The 21,821-nt window shown below is 57.9% G+C and carries 15 protein-coding genes; 4 read left to right on the top strand and 11 right to left on the bottom strand.

All coding sequences use genetic code 11. The features are described 5' to 3' along the window. Positions 1–14: 14 nt before the first annotated feature. The 9 genes from aroF to IC231_RS08595 form a co-directional block, all read right to left on the bottom strand. A complete protein-coding gene (gene aroF / locus IC231_RS08555; protein WP_190784122.1) occupies positions 15–1,028 on the bottom strand; it encodes a 3-deoxy-7-phosphoheptulonate synthase in 1,014 nt (337 codons plus the stop codon). Between the two features lie 54 nt (positions 1,029–1,082). Beyond that, the gene (gene trpA, locus IC231_RS08560; RefSeq protein ID WP_190784123.1) at positions 1,083–1,862 is read right to left on the bottom strand and encodes a tryptophan synthase subunit alpha; all 780 of its coding nucleotides are present in this window, start codon (positions 1,860–1,862) and stop codon (positions 1,083–1,085) included. A 43-nt stretch (positions 1,863–1,905) separates the two neighbouring features. Next, a complete protein-coding gene (gene trpB / locus IC231_RS08565) occupies positions 1,906–3,102 on the bottom strand; it encodes a tryptophan synthase subunit beta (RefSeq protein ID WP_190784124.1) in 1,197 nt (398 codons plus the stop codon). Between the two features lie 82 nt (positions 3,103–3,184). After that, positions 3,185–3,850, bottom strand: coding sequence for a phosphoribosylanthranilate isomerase (locus IC231_RS08570; RefSeq protein ID WP_190784125.1), 666 nt, complete (start codon positions 3,848–3,850; stop codon positions 3,185–3,187). 11 nt (positions 3,851–3,861) lie between these two features. Continuing rightward, entirely contained in the window at positions 3,862–4,674 is an 813-nt protein-coding gene (trpC, locus tag IC231_RS08575) for an indole-3-glycerol phosphate synthase TrpC (protein ID WP_190784126.1), read from the bottom strand. A 40-nt stretch (positions 4,675–4,714) separates the two neighbouring features. Then, positions 4,715–5,707: an anthranilate phosphoribosyltransferase gene (gene trpD, locus IC231_RS08580; RefSeq protein WP_190784127.1), complete on the bottom strand. Its 993-nt coding sequence runs from the start codon at positions 5,705–5,707 to the stop codon at positions 4,715–4,717. Positions 5,708–5,791: 84 nt separating this feature from the next. Next, entirely contained in the window at positions 5,792–6,358 is a 567-nt protein-coding gene (locus tag IC231_RS08585) for an anthranilate synthase component II (RefSeq protein WP_190784128.1), read from the bottom strand. A 39-nt stretch (positions 6,359–6,397) separates the two neighbouring features. Then, positions 6,398–7,813, bottom strand: coding sequence for an anthranilate synthase component I family protein (locus tag IC231_RS08590; protein WP_190784129.1), 1,416 nt, complete (start codon positions 7,811–7,813; stop codon positions 6,398–6,400). 316 nt (positions 7,814–8,129) lie between these two features. After that, positions 8,130–9,539, bottom strand: coding sequence for an alpha/beta hydrolase-fold protein (locus IC231_RS08595; RefSeq protein WP_190784130.1), 1,410 nt, complete (start codon positions 9,537–9,539; stop codon positions 8,130–8,132). A 1,010-nt stretch (positions 9,540–10,549) separates the two neighbouring features. On the opposite strand from IC231_RS08595, the gene IC231_RS08600 reads away from it, so the two are divergent. From IC231_RS08600 to IC231_RS08610, 3 genes are all read left to right on the top strand, one after another. Then, a complete protein-coding gene (locus tag IC231_RS08600; RefSeq protein ID WP_190784131.1) occupies positions 10,550–13,594 on the top strand; it encodes a SusC/RagA family TonB-linked outer membrane protein in 3,045 nt (1,014 codons plus the stop codon). Positions 13,595–13,605: 11 nt separating this feature from the next. Continuing rightward, positions 13,606–15,255: a RagB/SusD family nutrient uptake outer membrane protein gene (locus IC231_RS08605; RefSeq protein ID WP_190784132.1), complete on the top strand. Its 1,650-nt coding sequence runs from the start codon at positions 13,606–13,608 to the stop codon at positions 15,253–15,255. A gap of 75 nt (positions 15,256–15,330) precedes the next feature. Beyond that, positions 15,331–16,113: a SusE domain-containing protein gene (locus IC231_RS08610; RefSeq protein WP_190784133.1), complete on the top strand. Its 783-nt coding sequence runs from the start codon at positions 15,331–15,333 to the stop codon at positions 16,111–16,113. Between the two features lie 322 nt (positions 16,114–16,435). Here IC231_RS08610 and IC231_RS08615 read toward each other — a convergent pair whose 3' ends face one another. Next, positions 16,436–17,617 (bottom strand): T9SS type A sorting domain-containing protein, encoded by a 1,182-nt coding sequence (locus IC231_RS08615; protein WP_190784134.1) that lies wholly within the window; start codon positions 17,615–17,617, stop codon positions 16,436–16,438. A 427-nt stretch (positions 17,618–18,044) separates the two neighbouring features. On the opposite strand from IC231_RS08615, the gene IC231_RS08620 reads away from it, so the two are divergent. Then, entirely contained in the window at positions 18,045–18,890 is an 846-nt protein-coding gene (locus IC231_RS08620; RefSeq protein ID WP_190784135.1) for an N-acetylglucosamine kinase, read from the top strand. 96 nt (positions 18,891–18,986) lie between these two features. Here the strand turns inward: IC231_RS08620 and IC231_RS08625 are convergent, their stop codons facing one another. After that, positions 18,987–21,815: a DUF4961 domain-containing protein gene (locus tag IC231_RS08625; RefSeq protein ID WP_190784136.1), complete on the bottom strand. Its 2,829-nt coding sequence runs from the start codon at positions 21,813–21,815 to the stop codon at positions 18,987–18,989. Positions 21,816–21,821: the final 6 nt, after the last annotated feature.

Here is a 21,821-nt window from a genome sequence, read left to right on the forward strand (position 1 = left end):
TCGCTTTTAGTGGCTTACTCCAGCTCTTCCCGCAGCTGATACACTTTCCGCAGGTTGCGGATCAGACGGGCCGACTCCTGAAAATTCAGGGTCTGCGCCCCATCGGAGGCCGCTTCTTCCGGCTTCTCATGTGCTTCGTAGATGATACCATCGGCCCCGGCCATCAGTCCGGCCAGGGCCATGGTGGGCACGTATTCCCGGATACCGATGCCATGCGAAGGGTCCACGATGACCGGAAGGTGCGTTTTCTCCTTTAGGATGGGCACCGCATTCAGGTCGAGGGTATTGCGCGAAGCCGTTTCGAAGGTTCGGATGCCTCGCTCGCAGAGAATTAGCTTCTCGTTGCCACCCGAAAACACGTACTCAGCCGAGGACAGCAGCTCTTCGAGTGTGCCAGAAATGCCCCGCTTAATCATCACTGGCTTGTCTACTCCGCCCAGCGCATCGAGTAGGTTGAAGTTCTGGGTGTTGCGGGCCCCTACCTGAAAGACGTCCACGTAGTCGTGCATTTCCTCCACCTGCGACACTTGCATTACCTCTGTCACGATTTTGATGCCGTGGGCACGAGCCATCTGATGAAACAGCTTCAGCCCGTCCATACCCAGACCCCGGAAAGAGTACGGCGACGAGCGAGGCTTGAACACACCTCCCCGCATGATGCGCACGTCGTTTTCAACGAGGTGCTGCATAATCAGCTCCATCTGGGCTTCGCTCTCGATGCTGCAGGGCCCGGCCGCCAACGTAAGGCTGCCCTCACCGATACACACTCCGTCGCCGAGGTCGAGGACGGTGGGCCGCACACGCCACTTGCGGCTCACCAGCTTGTAGTCGTCCGAAACGCGGTGAATGTCCAGAATACCAGGTAGCTGCCCAATGGTACGCAGGTCGATATCTGCTTTGCCAATGGCCACCAGATAGTGTGCCCGCTGAGTTTTCACCTCTGTGGCTTTGTATTTAAGGTCGTTGATGCGGGCCAGAATACCAGCCTTGGCGGCTTCTGAAATGGCGGGCTCGAGTTGAATGATCATACTGGAAAGAGAAATAGGGAATCTGGCCTGCGGTGCATTACTACTGCCGCAGGCCTAGGCTACTACTGACTGCACAAACCGTTGGGCCGCGGCCGGAACATCATCTACCCCATCGAGGGCACGAATGAAGGCGGAGCCGATGATAGCACCTTCGGCGTAGCGGCAGGCATGCTGGAAAGAGGCTTTGTCGCCGATGCCGAACCCGATAAGGCGAGGGTTACGCAGCTTCATGTCCTCGATGCGCTGAAAATATGCGTCCTGCACGCCAGCTGCTTGCGTGTTGGCGCCGCCCGTGGTGCCAGGGCCCGACACGAGGTACAGAAACGAATCGGTTAGCTCATCGATGCGGCGGATACGTTCGGGCGCCGTTTGGGGTGTAATGAGAAACACCGGCCGCAGTTTGTGGCGCCGAAATACGTCCTGGTATTCCTGCACATAGTCATCCAGGGGCAAATCGGGCAGAATTACCCCGTCCACGCCCGCGGCGGCGGCTTCACGGCAGAAATTTTCCACTCCAAACTGCATCACCGGATTCAGATAGCCCATCAGCAGAATGGGCGTATCCGGCACCGACTCGCGGATTCCCTGCAGTTGGCTAAACAGCACCCGCATATTCATGCCATTGTGCAGCGCCGCCGTGCTGCTGGCCTGAATCACCGGGCCATCCGCCAATGGGTCAGAGAATGGCATCCCGATTTCAATGAGGTCGGCGCCAGCGGTAGCCAGGGCTTGCAGCAGCGGCACCGTATCGTGTAGGCGCGGGTAGCCGGCCGTGAAGTAAATATTGAGCAGGCCTTTCTGCTTTTTTTGGAAGGCACTTTTGATTCGGTTCATTGTGTTGTTCCGGTCTTCTGGGTTAAGCGGCTGATAGGGGGCGTTACATGATAGTGTCAGCGTACTTGATGTACGTTTCCAGGTCTTTGTCGCCGCGGCCCGAAAGGTTGATAACCACTACTTCCTCAGGCCCAGCTCCCAGCTGGCCGATGGCAGCCAGCGCGTGCGCCGTTTCCAACGCCGGAATAATGCCCTCCAATCGGCTGCACTCCGATACTGCCTTCAGCGCCGGCTCATCCTCGATGCTGATGAAACGCGCCCGGCCCGATTCTGCCAGAAACGCATGCAGCGGCCCGATGCCGGGATAGTCGAGCCCCGCCGACAGCGAGTAGGGCTCCGTAATCTGGCCATCTTCGTCCTGCATGAGCAGGGTGCGGGAGCCATGAATGATGCCGGGCTTGCCGAGTACCGAGGTAGCCGCCGAGTGCCCGGAATGGATGCCGTGCCCGGCGGCCTCTACGGCCACCAGCTGTACCGAGGGTTCTTCCAGAAAATGGTAGAACGCGCCGGCCGCATTGGAGCCGCCGCCTACGCAGGCCACCACGTAGTCAGGTAGTTCCGAGCCGGTTTTTTCCAGCAGCTGCTTGCGCATTTCCTCGCTGATAACGGCCTGCAGCCGCGCCACTAGGTCGGGGTAGGGATGCGGCCCCACTACCGAGCCGATGATATAGTGCGTATCCACCGGGTTGGAAATCCAGTCCCGGATGGCTTCGTTGGTGGCGTCCTTCAGGGTGCGGCTGCCGCTCATGGCGGCGCGCACTTCGGCTCCCAGCAGCCGCATCCGGTACACGTTGGGCTTTTGGCGCTCCATGTCGATTTCGCCCATGTACACAATGCACTCCATGCCCATCAGGGCGCAGACTGTGGCCGTGGCGACTCCGTGCTGGCCGGCGCCAGTTTCCGCAATGATGCGGGTTTTGCCCAGCCGTTTGGCCAGCAGAATTTGTCCTACCGTGTTGTTTATCTTGTGGGCGCCCGTGTGGCACAGGTCTTCGCGCTTGAGAAAAATCCGGGTGTTGTACTTCTCAGAAAGACGCCTGGCCTCAAACAGGGGCGTGGGCCGGCCCACATAGTCGCGGAGCAACTGCTGGTATTCGCGCTGAAACTCGGGGTCGGCGAAGATGGCCAGGTAGTTATCGCGCAACTCTTCCACGTTGGGGTAGAGCATTTCGGGGATGAAAGCGCCGCCAAACTGACCGTAGTAGCCGCGTTCCGTGGGGTGTTGGTACGTAGGATTCATGTGTTAATGGATTTGAGAGTGGCCAATGCAGCGCTTATATCAATTGCCGCAAGCACACGGCAACGCACTGTAGTACACCACGTCAGGCTCGCAATTCAGTAAACATCTGCGCCAGCAGTTCTGGATCTTTCACGCCGGGCGCCGTTTCGAAACGGCTGTTCAGGTCCAGCGCAAACAGGCCAGGCAGGTGCAGGTTTCGGAGCGTGGCAGCCTGCGCCAGTTCTAGCCCACCGGCCAGAAAGTAGGGCACCGCCAAAGAGTAGGCTGCCAGCACATTCCAGTCGAAGGCCGTGCCATTGCCGCCGGGCTGCGGGCCTTTGGTATCGAAGAGAAAGTAATCTACTTGCTCTACGTAGGGCAGCAACTGCGCGAAGTCGAACGTTTCTCCTACTCCGAAGGCCTTGATAACCGGAATACCTACCGCCCGAAGCTCGGCGCACTGCATCGGACTTTCGCGGCCATGCAGCTGCACCAGGTCCAGCCCAAACGCTGCAACCTGCTCCTGTATCTGCGCAGTCGGCGCATCTACGAACACGCCTACTTTACGGATGGAAGCCGGCAGAGCCAGCAGCGCAGCCCGGCTCAGCTTCTCGCCTACGTAGCGGTTGGATTTCGGGTAGAAGATGAAGCCCAGGAAATCTGGCTGCAGCGTCGCCACAGCTGCCAGGTTGTCGGGCTGCGTCATGCCGCACACCTTGATCTGAGGCGCGGCGGCACTAGGAGGAACAGGGGCAACTTTGGCGGACATAGCAGCAATCATCAGATCAGGGTGACGGCCTCCGTGGCCCGAAGCTGCTGCACCAGGGCAGCGCAGGCTTTTTCGGGGCGGCTGTGGCGCATGAATGTTTCGCCGATGAGGAATCCCCGGTAGCCAACGGCCCGCAGCGCCTCAATCTCAGCGGCGGAGCTCAAGCCGCTTTCCGTCACTTTCACATACGCCGCCGGAATGCGCTGGGCCAGCTCGCCGGAAGTATCGAGTCGGACGCTGAAGTCGTGGAGGTTACGGTTGTTGACGCCCACCAGCGTCACGGCATCGGGGTGCAGGGTGTTTTCCAGCTCTTCGGCGTTATGGATTTCGAGTAACACTTCCAGCCCCAGGCTCTTGGCGAAACGCCCCAGTTGCAGCACTTCTTCTGGCTTCAGGGCGGCCGCAATAAGCAACACGGCATCGGCTCCGATACTCTTGGCCTCCAGAATCTGATATTCGTCTATCACAAAATCTTTGCGCAGAATGGGGCAGAAATTGTAGCGCCGCGCCGTGGTGAGGTCCTCGTTTTTGCCGCCGAAAAACTCCGTATCGGTCAGGATGGAAAGCGCCGAGGCGCCGGCCTGCATGTAGCCCAGCGTGGTACGCTCGACGGGGGCGTGCGGGTTGATGAAGCCCTTGCTCGGCGACTTGCGCTTGAACTCGGCAATAATGCCGCTCAAATCGTCGCGGAGCAGGTACCGGCTCAGGCTGAGCGGCTGGGCATTCATATACAGGCTCTGTTCCAGCCGTTTGGCAGGCACCAGGCTCTGGCGCTCCGCTACTTCCTGGCGCTTGTGGGCAATGATGTTATCCAGAATGGTCATAGTCGAAAAAGATGTGGTGGCATTCATGCGCGAATCCTGATTACTGCAACGCTACCAGCTGCCGTAGCGCCTGCCTGGCCCGGCCCGAGTCCAGTGACTCTTGCGCGGTGGCTAGTGCATCTCCCAAACCCAGCTGCGGCTCCAGGCACCGAATGGCCAGCGCCGCATTGGCTGTCACGACGTCGCGCTGGGCACGGGTGGCCCGGCCCTCCAGCACGTCTACGAAAAGCCGGGCCGACTCGGCGGGGGTGCGGCCACCGGCCAGCTCGGCCGGCTGCGTGGCGGCCAGCCCGAAGTCGGCGGCTGTCAGCAGCTGCTCGCCGGCTACGGTAGCCAGCTTGGCCGCACCTGTCAGCGAGAGTTCATCGTAGCCATCCAGCGCATGCACCACGGCATAGCAGGTATCGGTTTGCTGCAGTAGATACTGGTAGAGGCGCAGCAGCTCCAGGCTGAACGTGCCGGCTACTTGGTAGCGCGGCCGGGCCGGATTGACGAGCGGACCCAGAATATTGAAGAACGTGCGGACGCCTAACTCCCGCCGCACCGGGCCCGCATGGCGCATAGCCGGATGGAACGAAGGCGCATGCAGAAAGCAGATGTTGGCGTGCTCCAGCTGCCGCTTGAGCAGGTCATTACTCGCCCCAAACGCTACCCCCAGCTGCGCCAGCACATCCGACGAGCCACACACCGATGACACACCGATATTGCCGTGCTTCGTGACCTTGTAACCCGCCCCTGCCACTACGCAGCAAGCCAGCGTACTGATGTTGAGCGTGTCCTTGCCGTCGCCGCCGGTACCTACTATGTCTACTGTTTCGCGTGTGCCTAGTTCCGGGTCTCGGCTGAGGCTGAGCAGCGCCTCGCGGAAGCCTGCCAACTCTGGCACCGAGATGGGGCGCATGCGGTACACGGTCATAAAGGCGGCCATTTCCGACGCGTTGGCCTCGCCCTGCCCAATGCGCAGCATGGCCTCTCGTGCTTCGGCGTGCGTTAGGATCTGCTGGTTGAAAAGCTGATTGAGAAGATGTTTCAAAACTGTTTCTATTGCTACTTGGGTGCCTGTAACCGACTGTCGTTCTTTATAAGTGGAGGCTGAGGATTTCCTCTCTCGGGACCACTAGCTGAGCCAGTTGCGGAGCATCTGGTGGCCGTGCTCCGTCAGAATAGACTCGGGATGAAACTGCACGCCACGCACATTGTAGCGGCGGTGGCGGAAGGCCAGCACCTGGCCATTTACGTCCAGCGCCGTCACCTCCAGCTCCGCCGGCACCGACTCGGGGCGTACGCTCCAGGAATGGTAGCGCCCTACTTTAAACTGCTGGGGCAAGCCTTCGAACAGCAGGTCGTCGGCCACCACATGAGCGTCAGTAGCAACGCCGTGGAGCACCTCGGGCAGATTATACAGTTCGCCACCGAAACTTTCGGCCAGCCCCTGGTGGCCCAGGCATACGCCCAGTATGCGCTTGGTACTGGCATAGCGCCGGATAATTGTGGGCATCAATCCGGCCTCCGATGGCAGCCCCGGCCCCGGCGACAAAAGCACGGCATCATAAGCCTCTACATCTTCCAGTGTCAGCTTGTCGTTGCGGATTACCGTCACCGTATCGGTATGCCCCAACTCGCGCAGTACCTGCACAAGGTTGTAGGTGAAGGAGTCGTAGTTGTCGAGAACGAGAATTTTCATGGCAGAAGTCATTAATCAGCGGTTCAGGTCCAAGAGCTACTACACCTGTTCTGCCTCTTTCAGGGCGCGGCGCAGAGCGGCCAGCTTGTGGTGCACTTCCTGCAACTCGGAGTTGATGTCGGAAGCGGCTACCACGCCGGCACCGGCCTGGAAGTAAAGCTGCCCGGCCGTGCTCAAAAACGAGCGAATCATGATGGCGTGGTTGAAGTCGCCGTTGAAGCCCAGGTGCCCGATGGCTCCGCCGTAGTACCCGCGGGCTGTTGGTTCCAGTGCATCAATGAGTTGCATGGCACGGTGCTTGGGTGCGCCGGAAAGCGTACCGGCCGGAAACGTATCGGCCACCACCTGCAGCGGACTGGCCTGCGGGCTGAGCGTGGCATTCACCTCGCTCACCAGATGAATGACATGCGAGTAAAACTGGATTTCGCGGAAGGTTTTTACGCGCACATTGTCGCCGTGCCGGGCCAAATCGTTGCGGGCCAGGTCTACCAGCATGGTGTGCTCGGCGTTTTCCTTGGGGTCGTCGGCCAGTTTTTGGGCCAGCGCAGCATCTTCGGCATCGTGGCCGGTGCGGCGGAAAGTACCTGCAATAGGGAACAGACTGGCTTCGCGCCCTTTGATAAGCAGCTGCGTCTCGGGTGAGGACCCAAAGATTTTGAAGTTGCCGTAGTCGAAGTAGAACAGGTACGGCGACGGATTGATGGAGCGCAACGCCCGGTACACGTTGAACTCGTCGCCCAGAAAACCCTGCTGAAAGCGCCTGGACAGCACAATCTGGAACACGTCGCCGCGGTGGCAGTGCTGCTGGCCGGCCGCCAGTATCCGCAGGAACTCCGCATCGGTTTGGTTGGTCTGCTCCTCACCGGCCAACTCGAAGCTATAGTCGGGCAACGAAGGGTTGCGAATGAGGTGGGCAAGACGCGTCAGGCCATCCTCGTCCAGTTCCTCGCCGGCCAGCGTGTGCTCAAACACATACAGCTCGTTGCGGAAGTGGTTGAGGGCAATAACGTAGCGGTACGTTCCGTACAAAATGTCCGGAATTTGGCCCGCCGGCTGTTTCTCCGGGTTCAGGGTCAGGTCCTCAAAGTACTGCACGCCCTCGTAGCCGATATACCCGAATAAACCGCCAGTAATGAAGTCGAAGCCCGTTTCTGTAGTCTGAAAGCTATTGGCAAATTCCTGCAGTCTAGCCAGGGCGGCACCCGGCTCCGTCAGGGTTTCTCTCGTCGTGGTGTCGTCTGGCAGCGTCAGGGTCAGCTCCTTGCCGCGTAGCTCAAACCGGGCGAGCGGGTCGAAAGCGAGGTAGCTGAAAGCGTTCTGCTGCCCGTGGTAGTCGGAGCTTTCTAGGAGCAGGCAGTTGGGGTACCGGTCGCGCAGCCGCAGATAAAGGCCAACGGGCGTCACGGTGTCGGCCAGTACGCGCAGGTGGCGGGTATGAAGCTGGAAGGATTGCATAAGTGGGCTGCTGATATGTGAAAACCAAAGCTGCAGCGCCGGGAAATAAAAAAGCCCGGCGAGCTGGCCGGGCTTTCTGTTGAGTCAGTGCGAAAGAGGAGTTTCGATACCTTAACGCACGCACAGGTTGTCCCGTCCGGATTCTCCGTAGGGCCACCACCAAGCTTGCTGCGTCATCGAAAAAATCATTGCCAGAGTATTGTTGAGGCGTTGAACGGCACAAAGGTAGGCCTGGTTTTCAGAAAATCTTGCATCAGCAGCACATTTTATCTGCCATTTCGGTAAACGAGCCTTCTTTTGACTGAAAATCTGGCAACTACTTATTTGCCGCAGGCTCCGGCAGAATCAATTGCTGCTGGCATGTTGCCGGCTGCTGCGCCCCGACAACACGCCCCGTCTGCTCCATCATCAGCCGGTAGGTGCCAGCCGGCAGCCGGCTCAGGTTGAGGCGCGAGCCAGCAGCCTGTTTGCTTCGTTTGACACGCTGCCCGGCTGCGTTATAAAGCGTCAGCTCAATTTTTCGCAAGCCGGCCTGCTCCTGACTGGCCGCTATGTGCAGCTGCCGGGGGCCGGGCTCCAGCCACGCCGCCCAGCGCAGTTCCTGGGTGCCTGGGCGGCCGGTGTGCTGGTCTTTCAACCACCGATAAGCCGCCGGAAACTCGCGCTTCCAGAACCATTCGGCGTGCTGGCCATCCGCCTGCACCAGCGTCTGCACCTTGTTGGCAAGAGAATCGGGACGCCGTAGCCCCTGAGCCATCTGCAGCAGGAGTGGCACCATGGTTTCGCCTTCTTTGCTCCCGGCTACCAGGTAGTAGGCTGTCGGTGCACCCTGCGGCTTGGGCGGCACTTGCCGTATATAGCTCCGCAGCGAGTCTTCAGCGAACCAGAAGGCCGGCGAAAACACGCCTACTCTGCTGTACGTCAGCGGGTATTTCAGAGCGGCGTAGGTAGAAATGAGGCCGCCCATGCTACTGCCCGCTACGCCCGTAAACTCCCGCCCCGTAAGAGTCCGGTAGGTTGCATCGATGTACGGTTTCAGGGTTTGCACCAGGAAATCGACGTAGGCGTCGCCCTGGCCGCCGCCGTATTGGGGGTTGCGCCACGGCGAGAGTTCGTTGAGCCGTTCCTGGTCGCCGTGAGCCACCGCTACTACAATGCTACCGGTTGCATCCAGCCCCTGCTGCTGCAGCTGGCTCAGCGTTTCGTCGACTCCCCACTCCCCCGAAAAGCTGGTACAGGCATCAAATACGTTCTGCCCGTCGTGCATATAGAGCACGGGGTAGCGCTGGCCAGGGCTGGTAGTGTAGCCGGCCGGAAGATACACCCACACCCGGCGTGCGCGCCCCAGCTGCGGCATCAGGAATGCAGGATTTACAACCTGCACATTGGGCTGCACTGCCGTGCTGGCGCAGGGTTTGCCTGCCTGTCCCAGGTCTTTCCAGTTGGCCACCTGCACATCAAGGTAGCCCGGTTTACCCGTAAGTTCTGCACGCCGGTTCTCTATCTCATCATGCTGGGCACTGGTTTCAGCACGCTGCCACGAGCCGCGCGTCAGCTTAAACTCTAGGGCCCCTGTAACAGTGGCTGGAAACGTGAGCTGGTAGGTGCCATCCGACTTACTGACCAGACGGTAGCCCTCGCTTCTGGGGTTCCAGTTGTTGAAGGTCCCAGCTGCATACAACGTATCGGTGGGCGGGGTAGTGGGAGGCACTTGCGTAACGCGCAATGTAACCTGAGCAGATGCGCAAAAGGGAGCCAGAAGCAGGGCTCCCAGGAGAACTTTTATCATGAGGCAAAAATACATGGTGAGTAGATACTCACTCTATCTGGCATAGCCTGACCGATCTAGAGCGAGCAGGCTGTCCGAGCGTTGAAAAGGAGGTAAAATTCAGATTTATCCCATTTTACCTATCTGTACTTTTCCGGGAAAACACTGAGTGAGCCCTGACTTTCCCGGCTGGTCTATGGCCGTCGGTGCCAGTGCCAAGCCAGCCTTTAAGAAGTACTCACCCAGTGAGAATCAACAGAGCTTTACAGGTGAATACCCGACTAAGATATATACAAAAAAAATTAAAGGATTATCCGAAATCAGAGCCAGCACACCTTGTACTGTATTGACTTCCGCACACAAAAGAGACCCGTAAGCTGGAAACAGCACTTGCGCCGGCTTCCATGAACGTCATCTAATTTCAGTCCTATACAGAAGAGAATATGCGCATATTTGGCCATCTGCAGCGCAGCAATATTGCCTCGCACCGGCCTGGCACTCTGAATAACCGGACTCCCACCCGGCAGCAGCGCTCTAAGCTTGCAGTCAATACAGCACCATTAAATTTTTCGCCGGGAGCATTTTTATCTTATTGAAATTACCGTGCATCCCGGCATTTCAACCGGCAGAGGGCTGTTTTACAGACGCCGTTTACACTGCCTCACCATATAAATTAGCAGGAGTAGTGTCCGGAGCCAAAACGACAGGCTTTGCTGCAGCAGTTTTGCGCACACATAATCCAATTATCACTATACCTCTTTCCTTCGTTTGGCTCGTTGTTTTTGTGGGATATACCACTTTAACTTGCGAAGTTTATTAACGATTTGGTGATGTTGGACGGACTAAAAACGTACTGCGGAAAGCCCTGGTGGCCCCTGCTGTTTTGGTCAATTTTTCCGTCAATAATCTCCACTAATTCCCACTCCGGCCAAGCTGGAAAAATCCATTTCACCCCTAACCATTTTTCAATGAAACACCCATACCTAGCGAAACTACTGTTTCTGCTACTGTTCGTCTGTGCCGGCTTCACCGGAGCATTCGCTCAGACTGGTTCCGTGAGTGGCCGTGTCGTCGACGAAAAGAACGAAGGACTGCCCGGCGTAACTGTTCTGATTGAAGGCACCTCGCTCGGCAACTCCACCAACTCGGATGGCACCTACTCTGTCCAGAACGTTCCGGCCGGAAGCAATACACTGGTAGTGTCCTTCGTAGGCTACACCACCAGCCGGATTCCGGTAAACGTAGCAGCCGGCCAGAATACGGCCGTTGGCAACATCACGCTCAACGAGAATACTACCCTGCTCAATGAGGCAGTAGTAGTAGGCTACGGTACCCAGCGCCGCCAGGATGTAACGGGCTCTATTGCGACGGTGCAGGCCAAGGATTTTGTGCCGGGCCAGGTAACGAACCCTGAGCAATTGGTGCAGGGCAAGATTCCCGGCGTGAGCATCACGACTGGTGGCGGCGCCCCTGGCGCAGCCAACACCATCCGGATTCGTGGCAACTCTTCGCTCAACGCCAGCAACGATCCGCTGTTTGTGATTGACGGAGTACCAGTAGATAAGAACAAGCCAGACGGCACCAGCAGCATCAGCGGAGCCAGTAACCCGCTTACGCTCATCAACCCCAATGATATTGAGTCGATAACGGTTCTGAAGGATGCTTCGGCACTGGCTATCTATGGTAACCGTGCCTCCAACGGCGTAATTCTCGTCACGACCAAGCGTGGTGTGCAGGGCGAAAAGCTGACGGTAAACTTCTCGTCACAGACCTCCGTCTCGCGGCCGTTCAAAACCTACGAGGTACTGGGAACCGACGAGTTCCGCACGTTGATTCAGGCCAATGGTTCGGCGTCGCAGGTGGCTACGCTGGGCGCGGCCAACACCAACTGGCAGGACGAAATCTTCCGTACTGCCGCTACCTATGACAACAACATCAGCCTGACTGGCAACCTGGGTAAAGTGCCTTTCCGCGTTTCCTATGGCAATCTGTATCAGGATGGTATTGTCATCACCAACAACCTGAAGCGCAACACCGGCTCCGTGAGCCTGTCGCCTGTGCTTCTCGACGGCCACCTGCGCATCGATGTGAATGCCAAAGGCACGAAACTGAAAAACCGCTTCATCGACAACGGCTCTATCGGAGGCGCTCTGTTCTATGATCCGACGCAGTCTGTACGCTCGTCGGAAGCGCAGTACGCTCCCTACGGCGGCTATTTCCAGTACCTGACTTCTACCGGCGTGCCCCTGACGCTGGCTCCCGGCAACCCGGTTGCCGCCCTGCAGAACACGACCAATATCAGCAACGTGGACCGCTTGATCGGCAACGTGCAGTTTGATTACAAATTCCACTTCCTGCCGGAGCTGCGCGCCAACCTGAACCTGGCCACTGACATTTCGCGTGGTTCCGGCTCAACCACCAACTCGGTTACTGACTTCGGCAACTTCAATAGTGCGGCCACCAACGTCAACCAGAATGGCCGCTTCTCCCAGTACAAGCAGGACAAAGACATGCGTCTGCTGGAATTCTACCTGGCCTACAACAAGCAGCTGGGCGAGAATACCCGCTTTGACATTCAGGCCGGCTACTCGCACCAGGACTTTGAAACCCAGGGGCCGCTGTACCTGCCCTACCGTTTCGACCGTACCACGCTGTTCACGGCCGGCCAGGAGCAAACCGTAGCCGGTTATTATGAGCCCTACCGTCTCATCTCTTACTTCGGCCGGGCCAACCTGTCGGTAAAGGACCGCTATCTGCTGACGGCAACTCTGCGTAACGACAACACGTCGCGCTTTGGGGAGGACAACCGGAGCGGCTACTTCCCAGCCCTGGGCTTAGGCTGGCGTCTCAAAGGCGAAGAATTCCTCGCCGACAACACTTCCATTACGGAGCTGAAGCTGCGCGCCGGCTACGGCATCACGGGCCAGCAGGAAATCGGCGGACCGTTCGATTACCTGCCCCGCTACGTAACGAGCCGGTCTACGGTACAGTACCAGTTCGGGGTGGACGCCAACGGTGCCCCCATCTTTGTTACGGCACAGCGCCCCGCCGGCTACAACCCGGACCTGAAGTGGGAAACCACCACCACCTTCAACCTAGGTCTGGACTGGGGTATCCTGGACAATCGTCTGTCTGGTAGCATCGATGCCTATCAGCGCGAATCCAATGAGCTGCTGGCTAACGTATTTGTACCAGCTGGCGGCCTGAGCAACCAGCTGAACCGCAACATTGGCTCGCTCCGCAACCGCGGGGTGGAAGTGGCGCTGAATGCCGTGCCGGTTCGGACGGAAGATTTCACCTGGGACATGAACTTCAACGTGGCCTACAACAAAACTGAAATTACCGACCTGGGTACGCAGCAGGAAAACTTTCCTGGTTATCTGACGGAAGGCGTACCAGGCGGTACGGGCACTACCATCCAGATTAACTCGGTAGGCTACGCCAACAACGCATATTACGTTTATCAGCAGGTATATGGCGAGAACGGCCGTCCGCTGGAAGGTGTTTACGTGGACCGCAACGGCGACCAGAGAATAAACGAGCAGGACTTGTACCGCTACAAGCAGCGCGCTCCTCTGGCCACGTACGGCCTCACGACCAATTTCATCTACAAGCGTTTCTCTCTGAACGCCGTACTGCGGGCCAACACCGGCAACTACGTGTACAACTCGCTGGCAGCCAATCTTGCCAACTTCGCCAACGCCAACACATCGACGGGATTCGTGGGTAACCTGCCCGTAGGCATCCGCGACACCGGTTTCCGTTCGCAACAGCTTCTCTCCGACTACTATGTTGAGAACGGCTCTTTCCTGCGCGGCGAGAATATCACGCTGGGCTACAATTTTGGCAAAATTTTCACCGAAGGTTCGAATCTTCGTCTTACCGCCGCTGTTCAGAATGTATTCCTGATTACCAAGTACAAAGGCCTGGATCCGGAAATCTTCAATGGTGTGGATAACAACTTTTATCCACGCGCCCGCACTTTCACTTTCGGCCTGAACGCCAGCTTCTAATTCCCCGACCAATGAATAAATTTTTGATTCGTGGCTTAGCAGTAGCCACCGCGAGCATGGCCCTGAGTGCAGGCCTTACTTCTTGCAACGACCTCGACCTGCAACCCAAGTACGAGACAACGCCGGACCGCGTGTACGTAGACCTGAACGGCTACCGGTCGGTGCTGGCCAAAGTGTACGGTGGCTTTGCCGTGACGGGCCTGGGCTCAGATGACGGTGGCGCCTCCGGTGGCGGCGACGTACAAGGCATCGACGAGGGCACTTCCGACTACATTCGTCAGCTATGGAGCGCTCAGGTACTGTCCACCGACGAGGCTATCCTCGCTTGGGGTGACGCTGGCGTCCGCGACTGGCACAACATGAACTGGACGGCTTCCAACCCGCTTATCCGGGGTCTGTACTACCGTATCTACTACGAAATTGCCGTTGCCAACGAATTCATCCGCGAGTCGAGCGACGAAAAGCTGAACTCCCGTCTGAGCGGCGGCGACATTGCCACGGCCAAACGCTACCGTGCCGAGGCGCGCTTCCTGCGCGCGGTGGCTTACCAGCACATTCTGGATCTGTATGGCGGTGGCCCCTTCGTAGTAGAAACCGACCCTGCCGGCGTGTTCACTCCTCCGTATCGTAACCGGCAGCAGCTGTTTGACTACGTGGAAAGCGAGATGCTGGCCCTGAGCACTGATGCTGACTTCGCGGAGCCCCGTTCCAACGAGTATGGCCGCGTAGACAAGGCGGCCGCCTGGGGTATGCTTTCCCGTCTCTACCTAAACGCGCAGGTGTACACCGGCACTCCCCGCTACACTGACGCGGCAACGTATGCCAAACGTGTAATCGACGCTGGTTACGCCCTGTCGACTGCTCCGGCCGGCAACGTGGCTTCGGCATACGGCCGGCTGTTCTTGGCTGATAACCACACCACACCTGCGCGCAACGAAATCATCTGGCCCGTTACCTTCGATGCGAACAATACCCGCAGCTTCGGTGGCACTACGTTCCTGGTGAATGGCTCGACCAGCCCAAGCAACACTGCCTGGAAAGCCAGAAATGGGATGCCACAGGGTGGCTGGGGCGGTATGCGTGCCACCAAAAACCTGGTCAACCTTTTCGGAGCAGATACTGCCCGTGACACCCGCGGCCGCTTCTGGACGCAGGGTCAGACTCTGGAAATTGCTGATGTCGGAAATTTCAATGAGGGTTTGGGAGTAATTAAATTCCGCAACGTTACCTCTACTGGAACGCCTCTCGGTGGTTCGCAGAGCCAGTCGAGCGTAGATTTCCCAATGATTCGTCTGGGAGAAATGATGCTCAACTACGCTGAAGCCGTGAAGCGCGGTGGTTCAGGCGACGCTAATCTGGCCCTGACTTACGTTAACCAGCTCCGGGCCCGTGCGTACGCCGGAGCCCCCGGCAGTGCCATCACAGCGGCGCAGCTCACCACCGACTACATTCTGGACGAGCGTGGCCGTGAGCTGTTCTGGGAAGGCTTCCGCCGTACGGACCTGATTCGCTATGGTCGTTTCGTGGAAGGCTCTTACCTGTGGCCCTGGAAAGGCGGCGTGCAGAATGGCCGTGGAGTGGATGCGTACCGGGTGGTGTATCCCCTCCCTGCTTCCGACCTTTCAGTCAACAAGAACCTGCGTCAGAACGACGGATACTAGCATTTTTCTTAACGGGCCGACTTGCCTTCCGGGAAAGTCGGCCCACTCTGGTTCACACTTCATTTCACTTCCCACATGAAAAACTGGTTATCTTCACTGGTGGGTCTGTGTTCCTTGCTCTTCGTGTTTTCGGCCTGCGAAAAAGACGAAACCCAAGCTACACTCACTCCTTCTAATGCCCCTACCCTCACCACGACTACCAGCAATGTAGTACTGGTTCAGGCCAATGAAACCCAGACGGCCATTACCTATTCCTGGACGCCGGTAGCTTCTTTTGCCTGGTCCAACGTCGAGAATAAGTACAATCCGGCTGTTACTTACTCGCTAGAAATAGACAAGCAGGGCAACAACTTTGCCCGTCCGGTTTCGGTGGCAGCAGGCAATGGTCCTACCACGACGCTGCGCGTTGACACGCTCAATGCCGCTCTGAACGGACTAGGTCTGACGCCGGGCACCCCTACTCCCGTGGAAGTTCGCCTGAAAGCTGTTTATGCCGCCAACACGCCGCTTTATTCGGCTGTGCTGCCACTCACGGCCACTTCTTACCGCGTTTGCCTGCCTCCTAATACCGACCGGTGGTCTATCATTGGCCCGGCTGGGGTCGACTGGAATACGGATGTTCCGCTGCGTTACGACTGCGACACTCGCACGTACAAGATTACGCGCGTTCTGAATGCCGGCGAGTTTAAGTTCCGTAAAAACAGCGACTGGGGTGTAAACTACGGCTCCGACAGCCCACGCAACGCTGGCGGCACCGGCCCTCTTAATGCCAATGGTGCCAACATTCCGGTTCCTACAACCGGCACGTACACCATCACGCTAAACCTGACTGCTCAGACCTACACACTGAGCAACTAAGTAGAGTAAAAACAAAAGCAAAAAAGGGCCGTCGGATACCGATGGCCCTTTTTTCGTGCCTAATTGCATTAGCTGCCTGAGTACCATGGAGCTACATTGGTTTGCCCTGTTATGCTGCTTTGGGGTTTTCTGCCTTGCATCAGTACGGTGTCATTCTGCGCTCAAAATCCCGGCTCTGCCACAACCTGTTCCTTCCGAATCAGGAACAAGCGTCAGAAGCGCCCGGAGGCGTCTGGTCAGCCGCCCCTCACTCGCATATGCCAAGAACACAAAAAAGCCCCGCCATCAGATGGCGGGGCTTTTTGTTTCAGGTGCAGCAAGCTTACAGCAGGGAAACCCGGCGAGTAGAGGCCTGGTCGCCTACCTGTACCTTAATGAGATAGGAACCGGCGGCAATATTCTGGCGGCTCAGCTCTATGCTGCGCGTACCAACCGGCTGCACACCGTTCAGCAGCGTCCGAACCGGACGGCCCAACAGGTCCATCAACGTAATATCCACTTTCTGCGCTTTGTCGAGCACCCGGTACGAAACGGTTGCCTTGTCCGAAGCCGGATTAGGATACACCGCCAGGGCCACTGCTGCTGCTTCAGCACGCTTGCTGCTAAGCACCGTCAGGCCCGTAGCCGTCACGACCAGGGTAGCGGCCTGCGTGCCGGGCACGTTGGCAAAGTTGGCAGCGGCAGCATCGCCAATGTTAGTGCCGGTGGTAGGCACTGGGTTAATCTGAGGGATGAAGTCAGTGGACAGGAAGCCACCATCCTGGTTGTTCTGCAGCGCAAAGATCTGCACGTTGCCACCAGCAGCCGGCAGCCCCATGGCTGTACGGCTCACCGCTATTTCCAGGCCATTGCTTGGCGCGCTGCCATTGCTGGCAAAGCCCGGATTAGAAGACAGGTTGGCACTGCTGGTATAGGCTACCTGCGCACCGGCAAAACCAGCCAGCGCACCCGTTGCGGCGCTGGCCGGCACGGTTCCGGCAGTTCCGTTAGCAGTCAGCGGAGTGGTGCCGGTCAGGACGGCGGCAGTACCGGCCGTAGCCGACGTGTAGGCCACCCCTTCCACCTGAATCTGGTTGGCGGTGCCATTACCTCTGATGGCTACGGCAATGTCGGCGGCCAGATCAAGGCGGGCAGTCATGCCATTGAAAGAAGTAGCTGCAGCGCCGGTGGCCACCGGCAACGCAGTACCTACCGGCACACCTGCCACCCCTGGCCGGTCGATGAACAGCTGCAGAGAATTTTTAACACCGGTTGAGTTATTCTCCAGGGTACCGGCAACAAAGAAATATAGATTGTTGGCATCCGAGGCGGCATACAAGGCCAGCAGCCCGGCATCACCAAAGCCCCGAGGGCTGGTAAAACGGCCTACCAGCTGGTAGCCATTGGCCGCTACTTCGGTAGCAGCGAGCTGGCCGTTGATGGTGATGGGAGCCTGTGCCTGTGCGCTGTTGAAAGCGGCTGTAGCCAGTGCTCCGACTGCGGCCAGAGTAAAGATTTTTTTCATGGTTAGGGATGAAAAAAGTGTGGAAAAATTGGTTGGGCAGACACGCTGCAACAGCTCGTGCGGCTTCCAGGTATCTGTAGTAAATATAAGCACTCACTAAGCATTAAAAAAACAGTATAAATGCTTTAAACCGGCTTTTACTGCAAATTTTGCCGCGTTATTTTGGAAATTTGCTTGGTGTTTTTCCGATTCCTTGCTAAGGCGTTACTGCGCACCCGCTGACTCTCTCGAATTCTGCCGGATGCGGGACATGTGTGGCAGCGTTGGCGCGGTATGCGGCGCGGCAGTTTTGCTGGTTTGCCGGCCTTTCGGATGATAGTTTAGGCCATTGATGGTTGCGAAAGCGCCCACTTCCTGTACTTTCGTAGTTCCCCTAACCTGAAGCCGCAGGCCCGCCTGGCGGCGGTTTCTTTCTAACCAACCTTCTATGATTCTCATTGCCGACGGAGGCTCGACCAAGAGTAGCTGGTGCCAGCTTGATGAAACTGGCAACCGGGTGTATTTCAACACCGAAGGCTACAATCCTGACTTCATCAAGACGGCAGAAATAGCCGCTTCGCTCGACAAAAACCTGCCGGAAACGCTCCCGCGGGCAGAAATAACCGAGGTGCATTACTACGGTGCGGGCGTATCCACTGCTAAGAAGGCGGAAATCATTGCGGCCGCCATGCGCCAGATCTTCCCGAACGCCAAAGTGAAGGTTGACCACGACCTGCTGGCAGCCGCCCACGCGCTACTCGGCGACAAGCCCGGTTTTGCGGCTATTCTGGGCACCGGCACCAATTCCTGCCTCTACGACGGGGAGAAAGTGATTCACAACGTTGATTCGCTGGGCTATTTCCTCGGCGACGAAGGCTCCGGCTCGTTCATTGGCAAGCGGCTCCTGCGCGACTACCTGCGCGGCCTGCTGCCCGATGGCCTGCAGGAAATCTTTCAGAAGGAATTCAACCTCACCCGCGAAGACATCCTGGACCGGCTCTACAACCAGCCGCTGCCGAACCGCTTCCTGGCCAGCTTCGGCAAATTCACCTACGACCACAACAACATCAGCTACTGCCGCGAAATCGTGCTGCAGGGTTTTGAAACCTTCTTCACCAACATTGTAGCCCACTACCCCAACTACCAGGACTACACCTTCAACTGCGTGGGCTCGGTTGGCTACAACTTCCGGGATGCGCTGGCTCAGGTAGCCCGTGCGCACAATATGGAGGTCGGCAAAATCATCCGCTCCCCCATCGATGACCTGGTAAGCTACCACGAAGGCAAAGCCTAGTATCGCACGCCTCATTCAGGCATTCAGGCACAGAAAAGGGCCGACTCCATCTGGAATCGGCCCTTTTCTGTGCCTGAATGCAGGCTTACTTTCCGCTTAGTGCTGCACCACCAAGCGGGTGGTTTGCATCAGCTGGCCCGTGCTGACCCGCACAATGTATATCCCGTTCGCCAGGTCCTGTACCGGCAGCTGGAGCTGGTGCGCACCAGCAGCCTGCTTGGCACTTACTGTGATAGTCCGTACCGTAGAGCCCAGCATGTTAACTACCGCCACAGTAACAGGGGCCGCCGTAGCCAGCTCGTAGCGCAGGGTAGCGGCGGTGCTGGTAGGGTTGGGCGAAGCTGTCAGGCGCAGTGCTTCGGTAGCGCGCGGCTTGGTGCTGAGCACGCTGGCCTTTTTCACGAGCCGCGAAGTGTACACAGCATACTGGCCCGGCTGCAGTGCAACAGGCGCTGTGGTATTCGTGACCGTGATACTGTCGCCGGTGAGGTAGTTATACCACTTGCCCACGCTCTGGAAAGCCGGGTTAACGCTCTGCGTTGTCACGTCGAAGTTGCCAATAACGGTGATATTCTGCGCAGCGCTGCTGAGGTGAATCGTTTTGGTGGCACCGCCCACGCTCTGCGTAAACGTGCCGGTTTCGAACACCGGATCCGCCTTTTTGAGCGCAATCAGATAGCGGTAGGTGTCGTAGAGCTTGCGGCGCGCCGGGTCTTGGTAGTAGTTCCACCGAATCGGCTTGTTGCCGGTGCGGCCGTTGAAGTCGATGTTTACGTCGTAGCCTACTTCGCCAAACTGCCACACCATTTTGGGGCCGGGCACCGTGAAGAAGAAAGCGGCGGCGGCTTCGCTACGGGCCAATGCCGTATTCAGGTCGCGCGGGTTGTACGCCGGGTTCAGCTGGTTGCCGAACGTGAGGTTCTTGTACATCTGGCGCTCCTCATCGTGGCTTTCCATATAGGTCACCAGATGCGGATTGTTCCAGGTGCGGGCGCCGTAGTAGCCACCGCTCAGGTCGGAGCTGCCCACGAAGCCCATAGTGGCCTCGCTGTAGTTGAAGTTCATGTTGCCCCACAGCATCATGCCTGCATCGGCCAGCACCTTTTCCTCGGTGTTGTCGGCAAAGTGCTCCAGAATGCAGTACACAGTGGGGTCAATGGCCGTCAGCTGGCCGTATATGCGGTTCCAGATGTTGACGCGCGACTGGTCGTACTGGCCCCACTGGCCAACATTGGAACCGGAGTTTACCTGCGTGAAGCCTTTGCTCAGGTCGAAGCGGTAACCGTCGATTTTGTATTCCTGCAGCCAGTGCGCATTCACTTTCTCCACGAAATACTGCGTGAACGGGCTTTCGTGGTTGAAATCGTAGCACACATTGAAGGGGTGCGTGGCATCCTGGTTGAACCAGGGCGAGTTGGCAGCGGGCTTGCCGGTGGTGCCATCGAAGTACATCTGCACCATGGGGCTCTGGCCGCAGCTGTGGTTGAGCACCATGTCCATGATGACGGCAATGCCGCGGCGGTGGCACTCATCGATAAATTGCTTCAGCTCGTTTTTGGTGCCGTAATACTTGTCGGGAGCAAAGTAGAAAGAAGGGTTGTAGCCCCAGCTTTCGTTGCCCTCAAACTCGTTGAAAGGCATCAGCCCGATGGCATTCACGCCCAGGCGCTGCAAGTAGTTCAGCGTGTCGCGCAGGGTCTGGTAGTCGTGGCGGGCAATGAAGTCGCGCACCAGCAGCTCATAGATTACCAGGTCGGTTTTCTTGGGCTTCTGGAAGTTGTTCACCTGCCACTGATACGCCGTCTGGGCGGTTTGCAGCACCGACACAATGCCCGTGGTGCGGCCCGTTGGGTAGGGCTTCAGGTTCGGATACGTGACGGCCGGAATAAACGAGTCGTTGTTGGGGTCGAGCACCTTCTCAGTGTAGGGGTCGGCGATGCGCAGCGTGCCGTCCACGAGGTATTGGTAAGCGTACTCTACTCCGGGCGTAAGGCCATTGACCTGAATCCACCAGCGGGTGCCGTCGGGGGTTTTGTTCATATAGGCCGCGTTTTCAACCTGCCAGTTGTTCCACTCGCCGAGAGCATACACAAACTGCTTGTTGGGGGCGGTCAGGTTCAGAATTACTGAGGTGCCACCGTTCAGATAAGTCACGCCATCTTTGGCACCGGCAGGCAGCGCGGCTACGTTTACGGCGGGGCGCACCACAAACAGTAAGGAGTCAGACACCTGCTGGGCGCCGCTGCCGGCCACCAGGCGCACTACGTTGCGGCCGGTTTGGGCAGCCGTAACGGTTCCAGTGAGCGTGGTGGCGTTGGCCTGCTGCGTCACCAGCGTATTGTTCAGGTACAGCGCCAGCGCGGTACTGGCCGAGGCCGTGCCGGTTACGCTCAGCTGGTCGTTAAGATTCAGAAACAGCGGATTGCCGCCGCCGGGCACTACCGGATTGGTGATGCGCACGGTGAGAGCCGAGCTCTGCTGCACATCCACGAAAATGTCGGAGCCGCCGTTGCCGCGGCCCACCACGGAGCCGTTGGCATTCTTGAAAATCATGGCCAGCTTCAGAATCTGCTCGCCGGCCGGCACGCCGTAAAAGCTACGGGGCGTGAAGCTGATGGTGTACAGATTGGGGTTGGAAGAGCTGCGCGTCATCTGGGCCGCCGGGTCGGCGGTATTGAACGACGGGCTTTTCACGTATTTCCAGTCCGAGTTGTTCGTGCTGTTGTTGGTGATAACGCCCGTCCAGATATAAACCGGCCCCGTAAATCCGGCTAATGCTGCATTGCCTTGTGAGGCGTCAAAGGTCAGCGTGATGGGGGTAGTATCCTGAAAGAATACGGGTTGAGTGCTCACTACCTGGGCCTGCAAAACCGGCATTCCGGCCAACAGCGCCACAAGACTGAGTAACAGTCGAAGTGTTTTCATGAAAAG

Source organism: Hymenobacter duratus, from assembly GCF_014698995.1.
GTDB classification, from domain to species: Bacteria; Bacteroidota; Bacteroidia; order Cytophagales; family Hymenobacteraceae; genus Hymenobacter; species Hymenobacter duratus.

Bases quoted from the DNA above. Each gene is read 5' to 3' on its own strand.
- aroF (WP_190784122.1), bottom strand. From the start codon at position 1,028: ATGATCATTCAACTCGAGCCCGCCATTTCAGAAGCCGCCAAGGCTGGT.
- trpA (WP_190784123.1), bottom strand. From the start codon at position 1,862: ATGAACCGAATCAAAAGTGCCTTCCAAAAAAAGCAGAAAGGCCTGCTC.
- trpB (WP_190784124.1), bottom strand. From the start codon at position 3,102: ATGAATCCTACGTACCAACACCCCACGGAACGCGGCTACTACGGTCAG.
- IC231_RS08570 (WP_190784125.1), bottom strand. From the start codon at position 3,850: ATGTCCGCCAAAGTTGCCCCTGTTCCTCCTAGTGCCGCCGCGCCTCAG.
- trpC (WP_190784126.1), bottom strand. From the start codon at position 4,674: ATGACCATTCTGGATAACATCATTGCCCACAAGCGCCAGGAAGTAGCG.
- IC231_RS08585 (WP_190784128.1), bottom strand. From the start codon at position 6,358: ATGAAAATTCTCGTTCTCGACAACTACGACTCCTTCACCTACAACCTT.
- IC231_RS08590 (WP_190784129.1), bottom strand. From the start codon at position 7,813: ATGCAATCCTTCCAGCTTCATACCCGCCACCTGCGCGTACTGGCCGAC.
- IC231_RS08600 (WP_190784131.1), top strand. From the start codon at position 10,550: ATGAAACACCCATACCTAGCGAAACTACTGTTTCTGCTACTGTTCGTC.
- IC231_RS08605 (WP_190784132.1), top strand. From the start codon at position 13,606: ATGAATAAATTTTTGATTCGTGGCTTAGCAGTAGCCACCGCGAGCATG.
- IC231_RS08610 (WP_190784133.1), top strand. From the start codon at position 15,331: ATGAAAAACTGGTTATCTTCACTGGTGGGTCTGTGTTCCTTGCTCTTC.
- IC231_RS08615 (WP_190784134.1), bottom strand. From the start codon at position 17,617: ATGAAAAAAATCTTTACTCTGGCCGCAGTCGGAGCACTGGCTACAGCC.
- IC231_RS08620 (WP_190784135.1), top strand. From the start codon at position 18,045: ATGATTCTCATTGCCGACGGAGGCTCGACCAAGAGTAGCTGGTGCCAG.
- IC231_RS08625 (WP_190784136.1), bottom strand. From the start codon at position 21,815: ATGAAAACACTTCGACTGTTACTCAGTCTTGTGGCGCTGTTGGCCGGA.